Annotated in this window: 13 protein-coding genes; 9 read left to right on the plus strand and 4 right to left on the minus strand. The window is 71.2% G+C overall.

Translation table 11 applies throughout. From position 1 onward, the window contains the following. The first annotated feature begins 140 nt into the window (after positions 1–140). Positions 141–731, plus strand: a complete 591-nt coding sequence (locus ACF09C_RS22750; protein WP_392093744.1) for an N-acetylmuramoyl-L-alanine amidase — start codon at positions 141–143, stop codon at positions 729–731. A gap of 18 nt (positions 732–749) precedes the next feature. Next, entirely contained in the window at positions 750–1,643 is an 894-nt protein-coding gene (locus tag ACF09C_RS22755; RefSeq protein WP_392093746.1) for a 1-aminocyclopropane-1-carboxylate deaminase/D-cysteine desulfhydrase, read from the plus strand. A gap of 49 nt (positions 1,644–1,692) precedes the next feature. On the opposite strand, the gene ACF09C_RS22760 is transcribed toward ACF09C_RS22755, so the two are convergent. Continuing rightward, positions 1,693–3,285 (minus strand): Na+/H+ antiporter, encoded by a 1,593-nt coding sequence (locus tag ACF09C_RS22760; RefSeq protein WP_392093748.1) that lies wholly within the window; start codon positions 3,283–3,285, stop codon positions 1,693–1,695. A 45-nt stretch (positions 3,286–3,330) separates the two neighbouring features. Between ACF09C_RS22760 and ACF09C_RS22765 the strand changes: the two genes are divergently transcribed. From ACF09C_RS22765 to ACF09C_RS22775, 3 genes are all read left to right on the plus strand, one after another. Then, the gene (locus tag ACF09C_RS22765; RefSeq protein WP_362426602.1) at positions 3,331–3,591 is read left to right on the plus strand and encodes a UBP-type zinc finger domain-containing protein; all 261 of its coding nucleotides are present in this window, start codon (positions 3,331–3,333) and stop codon (positions 3,589–3,591) included. Positions 3,592–3,846: 255 nt separating this feature from the next. Continuing rightward, positions 3,847–4,260, plus strand: coding sequence for an anti-sigma regulatory factor (locus ACF09C_RS22770; protein WP_392093750.1), 414 nt, complete (start codon positions 3,847–3,849; stop codon positions 4,258–4,260). Beyond that, positions 4,257–5,210: an RNA polymerase sigma factor SigF gene (locus tag ACF09C_RS22775; protein WP_392093752.1), complete on the plus strand. Its 954-nt coding sequence runs from the start codon at positions 4,257–4,259 to the stop codon at positions 5,208–5,210. The genes ACF09C_RS22770 and ACF09C_RS22775 overlap by 4 nt, the downstream gene beginning before the upstream one ends. Before the next feature lie 23 nt (positions 5,211–5,233). Here the strand turns inward: ACF09C_RS22775 and ACF09C_RS22780 are convergent, their stop codons facing one another. Beyond that, complete coding sequence (locus tag ACF09C_RS22780; RefSeq protein WP_392093753.1) at positions 5,234–5,647, minus strand: hypothetical protein; 414 nt, start codon at positions 5,645–5,647, stop codon at positions 5,234–5,236. Between the two features lie 91 nt (positions 5,648–5,738). On the opposite strand from ACF09C_RS22780, the gene ACF09C_RS22785 reads away from it, so the two are divergent. Together ACF09C_RS22785 and ACF09C_RS22790 are read left to right on the plus strand one after the other, a co-directional pair. Beyond that, on the plus strand, positions 5,739–6,707 hold the full coding sequence (locus ACF09C_RS22785; RefSeq protein ID WP_392093754.1) for a diacylglycerol/lipid kinase family protein: 969 nt from the start codon (positions 5,739–5,741) through the stop codon (positions 6,705–6,707). A 317-nt stretch (positions 6,708–7,024) separates the two neighbouring features. Further along, on the plus strand, positions 7,025–7,282 hold the full coding sequence (locus tag ACF09C_RS22790; protein WP_003953983.1) for a WhiB family transcriptional regulator: 258 nt from the start codon (positions 7,025–7,027) through the stop codon (positions 7,280–7,282). A gap of 159 nt (positions 7,283–7,441) precedes the next feature. Here the strand turns inward: ACF09C_RS22790 and ACF09C_RS22795 are convergent, their stop codons facing one another. Next, the gene (locus tag ACF09C_RS22795; RefSeq protein WP_392094338.1) at positions 7,442–8,908 is read right to left on the minus strand and encodes a sensor histidine kinase; all 1,467 of its coding nucleotides are present in this window, start codon (positions 8,906–8,908) and stop codon (positions 7,442–7,444) included. 365 nt (positions 8,909–9,273) lie between these two features. Further along, on the minus strand, positions 9,274–9,876 hold the full coding sequence (locus ACF09C_RS22800) for a TetR/AcrR family transcriptional regulator (RefSeq protein WP_392093756.1): 603 nt from the start codon (positions 9,874–9,876) through the stop codon (positions 9,274–9,276). Positions 9,877–9,960: 84 nt separating this feature from the next. Here ACF09C_RS22800 and ACF09C_RS22805 point away from each other — a divergent pair, with 84 nt between their 5' ends. Continuing rightward, positions 9,961–10,719 carry an SDR family oxidoreductase gene (locus ACF09C_RS22805; RefSeq protein WP_392093758.1) on the plus strand — a complete coding sequence of 253 codons (759 nt, stop codon included), beginning with the start codon at positions 9,961–9,963 and terminating at the stop codon, positions 10,717–10,719. Positions 10,720–10,972: 253 nt separating this feature from the next. After that, positions 10,973–11,758, plus strand: a complete 786-nt coding sequence (gene nagB, locus ACF09C_RS22810; protein WP_392093760.1) for a glucosamine-6-phosphate deaminase — start codon at positions 10,973–10,975, stop codon at positions 11,756–11,758. Positions 11,759–11,765 lie beyond the last annotated feature (7 nt).

Here is an 11,765-nt window from a genome sequence, read left to right on the forward strand (position 1 = left end):
ACAGCTCCCGAACAGGTGGCCCGGAGGCGGACACTCCGGTACGCCGGTACTCGGTACTCCGGACTCCGGTACTCCGGACTCCGGTACGCGGGGCACTTCGCCCCCCTCTCGAACCCGCTGCTATCCCGAAGGAGTCGGCCATGGCCCCACCCATGTCCGCGAGCAGGTTCCTCGACGCCCTGCGCGACGAGGGCCTGACGGTCGTCGAGGTCGGCGACTGGCGCACCCACAACCGCAATCACAAGGGCCCCTGGGGGCCCGTCCACGGCGTGATGATCCACCACACGGTCACCCGAGGCACCGCCAACACCGTCCGGCTCTGCCGGGACGGCCACAGCACCCTGCCCGGGCCGCTCTGCCACGGCGTGATCGCCAAGGACGGCACGGTCCATCTGGTCGGCTACGGCCGGGCCAACCACGCGGGGGCCGGTGACGACGAGGTGCTGCGGGCGGTCATCGCCGAGCACCGGCTGCCACCGGACAACGAGGCCACGGTGGACGGCAACCGGCATTTCTACGGCTTCGAGTGCGAGAACCTCGGGGACGGGGTCGACCCCTGGCCCAAGGTCCAGCTGGAGGCCATCGAGAGGGCCGCGGCGGCGGTCTGCCGAGCGCACGGCTGGACCCAGCGCTCGGTGATCGGCCACCTGGAGTGGCAGCCGGGCAAGGTCGATCCGCGCGGCTTCACGATGGCCTCGATGCGGGGGCGGATCGCCGAACGCCTCCGGTAGCCGGTGGACAATGGCCGGGTGAACGCGTTCGACCTCGCCCGCCTCGGACCCCGGCTCCCGTCCCCCCTGGAGCCGGTCGAGGACGAGCGCTTCACCCGGCGCGGCCTGCGGCTGCTGCTCAAGCGCGACGACCTGATCCATCCGGACCTGCCCGGCAACAAGTGGCGCAAGCTCGCGCTCAACCTGCGCGCGGCGGACGGCCGACCGGTGCTGACCTTCGGCGGCGCGTACTCCAACCACCTGCGCGCGACGGCCGCCGCCGGCCGGCTGCTCGGCTTCGACACGATCGGTGTCGTCCGGGGCCAGGAGCTGGCCGTCCGGCCCCTGAACCCCTCCCTCGCCCGGTGCGCGGCGGACGGGATGCGGCTGGTGTTCGTGGACCGGGCCACGTACCGGGCGAAGGCCGACCCTGAGGTGCTGGCCGGGCTGCTCGACCGGTCCCCTTCGGGGACCTACGTCGTGCCCGAGGGGGGCAGCAACGCCCTCGCCGTGGAGGGGTGCGTGGAGCTCGGCGAGGAGCTGCGCGGGGCCGCGGACGTGGTCGCCGTCGCCTGCGGCACCGGCGGCACGCTCGCGGGCCTGGCGGCCGGTCTGGGCCCCGGACAGCGGGCGCTGGGCTTCCCGGTCCTCAGGGGCGGTTTCCTGGGCGGGGAGGTACGCGCCCTGCAGCGCGCCGCGTTCGGCGGCCCCAGGGGCGACTGGAGCCTCGACGAGCGCTTCCACGGCGGCGGTTACGCCCGGACGAATCCGGCGCTCGACGCGTTCGCCGAGGACTTCGAGGCGCGGCATGGACTCGCCATCGAGCGGCTGTATGTCGCCAAAATGCTCTACGGACTTGTCGTCCTCGCCGAGGAGGGCGCGTTCGAACGGGGGACGAGCATCGCGGCGGTGGTGACGGGCGCGCCTTCGTGAGGCCCGCCGGACGGCCCTTCCCGGGCCCCGGCCCAGTCACGCCCGCCCCTCAGGCCTCCTCGCGGTAGGCCGCCGCCTCCTCCAGGTCGAGCCGGCGCAGCAGCGTGCGCAGCATCTCGTCGTCGATGCGGCGCTCGTCCCGCAGCTGGACGAAGACCTCGCGCTCGGCCTCGATCATCTCGCCGGAGAGCCGCCGGTAGGTGTCGTCGACGGTCTCGCCCGTGACCTCGTTCACCGAACCGAGGCGCTCCCACACGGCGTTGCGGCGCCGCTCCATGACCGCGCGGAGCCGGTCGGCCAGCGGCTGCGGCAGGGCGTTGCGCTCGTCGGCCAGCAGGGCCTCCAGGCGCTCCTCCGCCGCCCGCGACGCCTCGCTCTGGGCCTGCGCCTCGGCGAGGGTCTCCTGGTACGTGTCGCGGGGCGGAAGCTTCAGGAGCCGGATCAGCGGGGGCAGGGTGAGCCCCTGGACGACCAGCGTCCCGATGACGGTGGTGAAGGTGAGGAAGAGGACCAGGTTCCGGGCGGGGAACTCCACCCCGTCGGTCATCTCCGGGATGGAGAAGGCGATGGCGAGGGAGACCACACCGCGCATGCCGGCCCAGCCGACGATCAGCGGCGCCCGCCAGTCCACCCCGGGCTCGCGCTCCCTGATCCGCTTCGACAGCCGCCGGGGCAGGAAGGTGGACGGGTAGACCCAGACGAAGCGGACGACGACCACGGCCACGAAGACCGCGAGGGCGTACCAGGCCGCCTCGCCGATCCCGTACTGCCCTAGCTCCCCGACGATGTACGGCAGCTGCAGGCCGATCAGGGCGAAGACGCTGGACTCCAGGATGAAGGCGACCATCTTCCACACGGCCGCCTCCTGGAGGCGGGTCGCGAAGTCCACCTGCCAGTTCCGGTGCCCCAGGAAGAGGCCGACGACGACCACCGCGAGGACCCCGGAGGCGCCGACCTGCTCGGCCGCCGCGTAGGCGACGAAGGGGATCAGGAGGGAGAGGGTGTTCTGCAGCAGGGCCTCGCCGAGGTGGCGGCGGAGCCAGTGGATGGGGACCATCAGGACGAGGCCGACGCCGATCCCGCCGACCGCCGCGAGCGCGAACTCGCCGAGACCGCCCGCCCAGCTGATGCCCTCGCCGACGGCGGCGGCGAGGGCCACCTTGTAGGCGGTGATGGCGGTGGCGTCGTTCACCAGGGACTCACCCTGGAGGATCGTGGTGATCCGGTTCGGCAGGCCCAGCTTGCGGGCGATCGCCGTCGCCGCGACCGCGTCCGGCGGCGCGACGACCGCGCCGAGCACGAGCGCCGCCGTGAGCGGCAGGTCGGGGACGAGGACGTACGCGAGCCAGCCGACGGCGACGGTGGCGAAGAGGACGTACCCGACCGAGAGCAGGGCGACGGGTCTGATGTTGGCCCGCAGGTCGAGGTACGAGGAGTCCATCGCCGCCGTGTAGAGGAGCGGGGGCAGGATGAGCGGCAGGATGATGTGCGGGTCGAGGGTGTAGTCCGGGACGCCGGGCAGGTACGAGGCGGCGAGGCCGGCGGCGACCAGGAGCAGCGGCGCGGGTACCGGTGTCCTGCGGGCCAGGCCCGCGACCGCGGCGCTCGCCGCGACCAGCCCCACCAGCTGCAGTGCGTCCATCGTCGGCCCCGTCCCCTGTCCGTTCCAGCACGTAACCTGGCCATCATGAGCGAGTGCCCGCACGTTGCCGAAATGCCGCGCCCCGAACCCGCGCCGCTGACCGACACCTGTCCCGAGTGTCTGAGCGACGGGACGCACCCCGTCCAGCTGCGGATCTGCCTCACCTGTGGGCACGTGGGCTGCTGCGACTCCTCGTCGGGACGGCACGCGACGGGGCACTTCTCGACCACCGGCCACCCGGTGATGCGCACCTTCGAGCCGAACGAGCGCTGGCGGTGGTGTTTCGTGGACGGTTCGATCGTCTGAGGGCTGGGTACGACACCCCGGCAATCTGCTGTCGGTCGATCGGAATTGGCTTCCGCAGACCCCTAGCCACTGTCCGTACTCATGGACTTACCATGAGTGACAGACGGGGGCGGGGCCCGCCCGGGGCCCACGGCGACACGGCAGCATGGATCGCGATAGCGTCACCGCGGATTGCGCAACCGACTGCGCACCGCCCGGTTCGGGGGGCTTTCTCCCCCGGGCCCCGAATGAGCTTGTGCCACCTTGGAGGTGAGGGTGTCCCAGATCGCAGGCGAGCCCGGGTCCCAGGACTTCGTGGAAGTCCGGCTGCCCGCTGCGGGTGCCTACCTGTCCGTGCTGCGTACGGCCACGGCCGGTCTCGCGGCACGCTTGGACTTCACCCTCGACGAGATCGAGGACTTGCGGATCGCGGTCGACGAGGCGTGCGCCATCCTGCTCCAGCAGGCCGTGCCGGGCTCCGTCCTCAGCTGTGTCTTCCGGCTGATCGACGACTCGCTCGACGTGACCGTCTCCGCCCCCACCACGGACGGCCGGGCTCCCGAGCGGGACACGTTCGCCTGGACGGTGCTCTCCGCGCTGGCCGGGAAGGTCGAGTCGTCCGTGGCCGAAGACAAGACGGTCTCCATCAGCCTGTACAAACAGCGCGGCGCGGGGCCAGGCCCGGCGTGAGGAGCGGGGACGCGACGGCCGGCATCCCTGAGCAGCAGGCGAGGCCGCATCCGGAGGTCGAGGTCGAGGTCGCTACGGAGCAGGCGGTCCAGATGAGCGAGCACCAGCAGCACAACGAGGTCCCGAAGGACGCCGAGCCGCAGCAGGCCGCGGACGTTCCGGAGGTTCCGCACGCCCACCAGGAGGCGCCGGACCCGCACGACCGGAGCGGGGCGCGCGCCCTCTTCGTCGAGCTGCGCAAGCTCCCGGAGGGCTCCGCGGAGAAGGCGGAGCTGCGCAACCAGCTGGTACGGATGCACCTGCCGCTGGTCGAGCACCTGGCCCGCCGGTTCCGCAACCGGGGCGAGCCGCTCGACGACCTGACGCAGGTCGCGACGATCGGTCTGATCAAGTCGGTGGACCGCTTCGACCCGGAGCGTGGCGTCGAGTTCTCGACGTACGCGACACCGACGGTCGTCGGCGAGATCAAGCGGCACTTCCGGGACAAGGGCTGGGCGGTGCGCGTGCCGCGCCGGCTCCAGGAGCTGCGCCTTTCGCTGACGACGGCGACGGCCGAGCTGTCCCAGCTGCACGGCCGTTCCCCGACCGTGCACGAGCTGGCGGAGCGGCTGGGGATCTCCGAGGAGGAGGTCCTGGAGGGCCTGGAGTCGGCGAACGCCTACTCGACGCTCTCTCTGGACGTGCCCGACACGGACGACGAGTCGCCCGCGGTCGCGGACACGCTGGGCGCGGAGGACGAGGCGCTGGAGGGGGTCGAGTACCGGGAGTCGCTCAAGCCTCTCCTGGAGGACCTGCCGCCCCGGGAGAAGCGGATCCTGCTGCTTCGCTTCTTCGGCAACATGACCCAGTCGCAGATCGCGCAGGAGGTCGGCATCTCGCAGATGCACGTCTCCCGGCTCCTTGCGCGCACGCTGGCGCAGCTGCGGGAGAAGCTCCTCGTGGAGGAGTAGTCGCCGACAGCCGACAGGAAGCGTTACGCCTCGCCGCGACGACCGATGCCCAGGGCCTCGGTCGTCGCGGGGTTCACGAGGAGGACGAGGCCGGTGACGGCGAGGACGGCGAGGGCGATGCCGCCGGGGATCAGCGCGCTGTTCGCCTGGAGGAGCTGCCAGGCGACCGGCAGGGCCAGGATCTGCGTGATGATCGCCGGCCCCCGGCTCCAGCTGCGGCGCAGCAGCAGTCCGCGCGACGCGGCGCCGGGGATGAGGCCGAGGGCGATCAGGGTCGCGCCGCCCATGACCGCCTGCGTCAGGCCGTCGGGGTCTCCGGTGAGCGCGGTCACGAGCACGTAGACGCCTCCGACCATCAGCGCGAGTGCTTCGACGCCGGCCACCGCGGCCGCCGCGGTCAGCCGGACAGGGCGGGGGGTCTGCTCCGTACTGCTCATACCCGGCAGGGTAGCCGGGACGGCCCGCGGGGCTGTCCGGCAGGTGGCCACGACTGGGAATGAGTACCGCCGGGTAGGTACGCTGGCGGCCATGCGCGCACTTCTCGTGGTCAATCCGGCAGCCACCACCACCAGTGCCCGCACCCGTGACGTCCTCATCCACGCCCTCGCGAGCGAGATGAAGCTGGAGACGGTCACCACCGAGTACCGCGGGCACGCCCGCGACGTCGCCCGCCGGGCCACGGAGTCCGGGGAGGTGGAGCTGGTCGTCGCCCTCGGTGGCGACGGGACGGTGAACGAGGTCGTCAACGGGCTCCTGCACGAGGGCCCCGATCCGGACCGGCTGCCGGGTCTCGCGATCGTGCCCGGCGGCTCCACCAATGTCTTCGCCCGCGCGCTGGGGCTGCCCAACGACGCCGTCGAGGCGACGGGCGCGCTGCTCGACGCGCTCCGTGAGCGCCGTGCACGCACAGTGAGCCTGGGGATCGCGTCTGGTACACCGGGGACCGAGGACGAGGCCGTTCCGGCGCGCTGGTTCACGTTCTGCGCCGGATTCGGGTTCGACGCCGGTGTCATCGGGCGAGTCGAACAGCAGCGGGAACGCGGCAAGAGATCCACGCACGCGCTCTACCTCCGCCAGGTGGTCCGCCAGTTCCTCGGGGAGCCGCACCGCCGGCACGGCACGATCACCCTGGAGCGGCCCGGCCACGACCCGGTCGAGGAGCTGGTCCTCTCCATAATCTGCAACACCTCCCCCTGGACCTACCTGGGCAATCGCCCGGTGTACGCGTCCCCGGAGGCCTCCTTCGACACCGCGCTCGACGTCCTCGGACTGAGCCGTCTGTCGACCCCGGCGGTGGCCCGTTACGCCACCCAGCTGCTCACTTCGACCCCCGAGCGCGGCCCGCATGGCAAGCACGCACTGTCTCTGCACGATCTGACGGACTTCACCTTGCATTCGAAGGTTCCGCTCCCGCTGCAGATGGACGGAGACCACCTCGGACTGCGTACGAGCGTGACGTTCACAGGCGTTCGCCGTGCACTGCGTGTGATTGTGTGAGCGGAAGGGCCGAAAGTCCTTTCACTCGAACGTTTAGACTGCCATCCACCCCTTAGAAGTACGGCTGTGACCTAGCCGACACCGAGGAATCAAAAAAAACTTTCCAGAAAGGGTTGTATCCGCTGCTGGGGTTTGGGAGTCTCTTCTTGGCGATCGGGACGGCCCGCAAGACCGGCCTCCACTGAGAGCCAGAACCCCTCCTCAATCCAAGGACGCATCCAGTTCATCTGGTAGTCGGCCCTTCCCTTGCGGGGGGATTCGTGAAAGCGTTCACATTCACAAGCAACCCGCACGTAACACCAAGAGAGGTAGCAGCCATGGACTGGCGTCACAACGCCGTTTGTCGTGAGGAAGACCCCGAGCTGTTCTTCCCCATCGGCAACACCGGTCCTGCGCTGCTGCAGATCGAGGAAGCCAAGGCCGTCTGCCGTCGCTGCCCCGTGATGGAGCAGTGCCTGCAGTGGGCGCTCGAGTCCGGCCAGGACTCCGGCGTCTGGGGTGGCCTCAGCGAGGACGAGCGCCGCGCGATGAAGCGCCGTGCCGCTCGCAACCGGGCGCGCAACGCCAGCGCCTGAACACCCTGACAAGCCTGAGGCAAGCGGCGCGTACATCGCGTACGCAATCACCGCCCCCGAGCCGCAGCGCGCAGCAGTAACCCACAGCATTCGAGCCCCGGACCGATTCTCATCGGTCCGGGGCTCGCTGCTGTGTGCGACGGCGCCTGCCGTAGCGGGCTACTTCTGGGGCTGTACGGGGATGTCGAGGACGACCTTGGTGCCGTGCTCCGCGCCGGGCTGCATGTCGAAGGTGCCGCCCAACTCCCCCTCCACCAGCGTCCGTACGATCTGCAGGCCGAGGTTGCCCGCGCGCTGCGGGTCGAAGCCCTCCGGCAGACCGCGGCCGTCGTCCTGGACCGTGATCAACAGCCGTGCGTCGGCGCGGGGTTCGCCGCGGACGGCGGTGACCTCGACCGAGCCGCGCTCCCCCGGCGCGAACGCGTGCTCCAGGGCGTTCTGCAGGATCTCGGTGAGGACCATCGAGAGCGGGGTGGCGACCTCGGCGTCGAGGATGCCGAAGCGGCCGTTGCGCCGGCAGGTCACCTTGCCCGGGGAGATCTCGGCGACCATCGCGATCACCCGGTCGGCGATCTCGTCGAACTCCACCCGCTCGTCCAGGTTCTGGGAGAGCGTCTCGTGCACGATCGCGATCGAACCGACTCTGCGCACCGCCTCGTTGAGGGCCTCGCGGCCCTGGTCGGAGTCCATCCGGCGGGACTGCAGCCGCAGCAGCGCGGCCACGGTCTGGAGGTTGTTCTTCACCCGGTGGTGGATCTCCCGGATGGTGGCGTCCTTGGTGATCAACTCGCGCTCGCGGCGCCGCAGTTCCGTGACGTCACGGAGCAGGACGAGCGAACCGATCCGGGTTCCCTTGGGCTTGAGCGGGATCGCCCGGAGCTGGATCACACCGCCGTTGCCCTCGACCTCGGCCTCGCGCGGGGCGTACCCGGAGGCGAGCTTGACCAGAGCCTCGTCGACCGGGCCCCGGGAGGGGGCGAGTTCGGCGGTGATCTGGCCGAGGTGCTGGCCGACCAGGTCGGCGGCGAGACCGAGCCGGTGGTAGGCGGAGAGGGCGTTGGGCGAGGCGTACTGGACGATGCCGTCGGCGTCGAGGCGGATGAGTCCGTCGCCGGCGCGCGGCGAGGAGTCCATGTCGACGGCCTCGCCGGGGAAGGGGAACGTTCCGGCGGCGATCATCTGGGCCAGGTCGGAGGCCGACTGGAGGTAGGTCAGCTCCAGCCGGGAGGGGGTCCGCACGGTGAGCAGGTTGGTGTTGCGGGCGATCACACCGAGGACCCGGCCCTCGCGGCGCACGGGGATGGACTCGACCCGTACGGGGACCTCCTCGCGCCACTCGGGGTCGCCCTCGCGCACGATCCGGCCCTCGTCGAGGGCGACGTCGAGCAACGGGCGGCGGCCGCGTGGAACCAGATGGCCGACCATGTCGTCCTGATAGGAGGTCGGTCCGGTGTTGGGCCGCATCTGGGCGACGGAGACATACCGGGTGCCGTCCAGGGTGGGGACCCAGAGCACGAGGTCGGCGAACGACAGGTCGGAGAGCAGTTGCCACTCCGAGACCAGCAGGTGGAGCCACTCGAGGTCGGACTCACTCAGAGCGGTGTGCTGGCGGACGAGCTCGTTCATGGAGGGCACAGGGGCGAGCGTACCTGCGGAATCGTCGCGCGATGAACCTGGATCTCACGGCGTTCGTGTTGGAGGATGGACCGGGAACGCGGCCGTGCCGATGGATGGACAGACAAGAATGGTCTAGTCCACAATGGCGGGGCAGCACCCTGTGAAAGACCTCCGCCCTCCCCGCACAGGAGGGCGGACGAGGTGATCGACGCTCTCTGCCCTGACTGCGTCGAGACCTCCCATACGGCCGCGGGACCGCACATCCTCGGCCGGGCAACTCCGGGCTGCGGTGCCGGACGGGTTGAGGGTCCCGTCGGGCGCCGCGGCCCGCGGGTGTTTCCGGGGCCCTTTCGGCGCACAGCCGAAGGGCCACTTCAGCTCTCGGTCGTCGGCCAGGAGCGCATCGCAGCCTCCGCGACGGCCTCCAGCTCCGCCCTCGTCGCGCCGTCGCGCGCCTGCTGGGACATGCCCTGGAGGACCGCGCCGTAGAGCCGGGCGAGGGTGCCGGTGTCCGTGCAGGCGGGCAGCTCGCCCGCGTCGACGCCACGGCGGATCCGCGCCTCGAACGACGCCAGGTTGCGCGCGCGGCGCTCGCGCAGCGTCTGCTCCACCTCGGGGTTCGAGCAGTTCGTCGCGGCGGAGATCATCAGACAGCCGCGCGGGTGGGCCGGGTCGGTGAAGATGCCCGCCGCCTCCCTGAGCATCCGGCCGAGCGCGCCGCGCGCCGTCGGCTCCTCCTCGAAGGCCCGGCCGCCGTACGCGCCGTAGCTGACCGCGTACGCCTCGACGACCTCCTCGAACAGGGCCTTCTTGTCCCCGAAGGCGGCGTAGAGGCTGGGGGCACTGATGCCCATGGCGCGGGTCAGGTCGGCGACCGAGGTCGTTTCGTACCCGTGCTCCCAGAACGCCATCGTGGCCTGCTCCAGCGCCGTGAGGCGGTCGAAGGAGCGGGGCCGGCCGCGCTGTCCTGTCGTCATGACGCCAATTCTATAGCGGGCACTACGGAAGTGGTGCTACGGTCATTTCTGTAACGACCACTACGGAAGTGAGGGGGGCGTCCCATGGGTGCGCTCGCAGGGAAGACGGCACTGGTGACGGGCGGCAGCCGGGGCATCGGGCGGGGCATCGCCGAGCGGCTCGGCCGGGACGGCGCGCGGGTCGCGGTGCATTACGGGACCAACGAGACGGCGGCGAAGGAGACCGTCGCGGCGATCGAGGCGGCGGGCGGCGAGGCCTTCGCGATCGGCCAGGAGCTCGGGACGGACGGGGACGCGGCGGCGCTCTGGGAGCGGTTCGACGAGCGGACGGGCGCGGGCGGGCTCGACATCCTCGTCAACAACGCGGGGATCGCGGCCTCGCAGCCCTTCGCGGCGATCGACGAGGCGGAGTACGACCGGATCTTCGCGGTCAACACGAAGGCGCCGTTCTTCCTGGCGCAGCAGGGGGCGGAGCGGCTGCGCGACGGAGGCCGGATCATCAACGTCTCCACGGGCCTGAGCCAGGCCGCGTTGATGCCCGAGCTGATCGCGTACGCGATGTCCAAGAGCGCCCTGGACACCTTCACGCGCTATCTGTCCAAGGTGCTGGGCGCGCGGGGCATCACGGTCAACGCGGTGGCGCCCGGGATCGTGGACACGGACATCAACGCGGCGTGGCTGCGCGGGGACGACGAGGCGTGGGCGCGCTCGGCGGCCCTGTCGACGCTGGGGCGGGTCGGGGAACCCTCGGACATAGCCGACGTGGTGGCGTTCCTGGCCTCGCACGACGGGCGCTGGGTGACCGGGCAGTGGATCGACGCGACGGGGGGTTCGATCGCCTGACCCGGGGAGGTCCGGAGCCGGACCTCGGGGCCGGACCTCGGGGCGGGACCCCGGGGGCTCGGGGGCGGGGACCTGGGGTGGGGCGGGCCTGGGCTCCGGTGGCTGCGGGGGGTGTGCCGTTCGACCATGGGGAGGGGCGCGTCCGCCGGCTGGAAGGGCCTGAGCGGACGGTCTCCGCTCTGCTAGATTGAGCTTTGATTGGTCTATACCACCAGGCCCCTCACCAGCCCCTCACCAGATCGGCAGGCACAGCGTGGAAGTTGTCATCGTCCCGGACGCCACGGCAGGCGGAGAGCTCATCGCGGACGGCATCGCCGGCCTCCTGCGCCGCAAGCCCGACGCGCTGCTCGGCGTTGCCACCGGCTCGACTCCGCTGCCCATCTACGAGGCCCTGATCGCGCAGGTCAAGGCCGGTTCCGTGGACGCCTCGCGCGCCCGGATCGCTCAGCTGGACGAGTACGTCGGGCTGCCCACCGGGCACCCGGAGTCGTACCGCTCCACCGTGCTGCGTCAGGTCGTCGAGCCGCTCGGGCTCTCCGCGGGCGCCTTCATGGGCCCCGACGGCTCGGCCGAGGACGTCCAGGCGGCCTGCGAGGCCTACGACCTGGCCCTGCGCGAGGCCGGCGGGGTCGACCTGCAGATCCTCGGCATCGGGACCGACGGGCACATCGGCTTCAACGAGCCCTGCTCCTCGCTCGCCTCCCGGACGCGGATCAAGACGCTCACCGAGCAGACCCGCGTCGACAACGCGCGCTTCTTCGACAACGACATCGAGCAGGTGCCGCACCACGTCATCACCCAGGGCATCGGCACCATCCTGGAGGCCCGGCACCTGGTGCTCCTGGCCACCGGCGAGGGCAAGGCGGACGCCGTCGCCGCGACCGTCGAGGGCCCGGTCGCCGCGATCGTGCCGGCCTCCGCGCTCCAGCTGCACCCGCACGCCACGGTCGTCGTGGACGAGGCCGCCGCGTCCAAGCTGAAGCTCGCGGACTACTTCCGCCACACCTTCGCCAACAAGCCCACCTGGCAGGGCATCTAGGACAGGC

It is taken from the genome of Streptomyces sp. NPDC014870 (assembly GCF_043081505.1).
GTDB lineage: Bacteria > Actinomycetota > Actinomycetes > Streptomycetales > Streptomycetaceae > Streptomyces.

Excerpts from the sequence above, each read along its gene's own strand:
- ACF09C_RS22750 (WP_392093744.1), top strand. The coding sequence starts at position 141 with ATGGCCCCACCCATGTCCGCGAGCAGGTTCCTCGACGCCCTGCGCGAC.
- ACF09C_RS22760 (WP_392093748.1), bottom strand. The coding sequence starts at position 3,285 with ATGGACGCACTGCAGCTGGTGGGGCTGGTCGCGGCGAGCGCCGCGGTC.
- ACF09C_RS22765 (WP_362426602.1), top strand. The coding sequence starts at position 3,331 with ATGAGCGAGTGCCCGCACGTTGCCGAAATGCCGCGCCCCGAACCCGCG.
- ACF09C_RS22780 (WP_392093753.1), bottom strand. The coding sequence starts at position 5,647 with ATGAGCAGTACGGAGCAGACCCCCCGCCCTGTCCGGCTGACCGCGGCG.
- ACF09C_RS22785 (WP_392093754.1), top strand. The coding sequence starts at position 5,739 with ATGCGCGCACTTCTCGTGGTCAATCCGGCAGCCACCACCACCAGTGCC.
- ACF09C_RS22790 (WP_003953983.1), top strand. The coding sequence starts at position 7,025 with ATGGACTGGCGTCACAACGCCGTTTGTCGTGAGGAAGACCCCGAGCTG.
- ACF09C_RS22795 (WP_392094338.1), bottom strand. The coding sequence starts at position 8,908 with ATGAACGAGCTCGTCCGCCAGCACACCGCTCTGAGTGAGTCCGACCTC.
- ACF09C_RS22800 (WP_392093756.1), bottom strand. The coding sequence starts at position 9,876 with ATGACGACAGGACAGCGCGGCCGGCCCCGCTCCTTCGACCGCCTCACG.
- ACF09C_RS22805 (WP_392093758.1), top strand. The coding sequence starts at position 9,961 with ATGGGTGCGCTCGCAGGGAAGACGGCACTGGTGACGGGCGGCAGCCGG.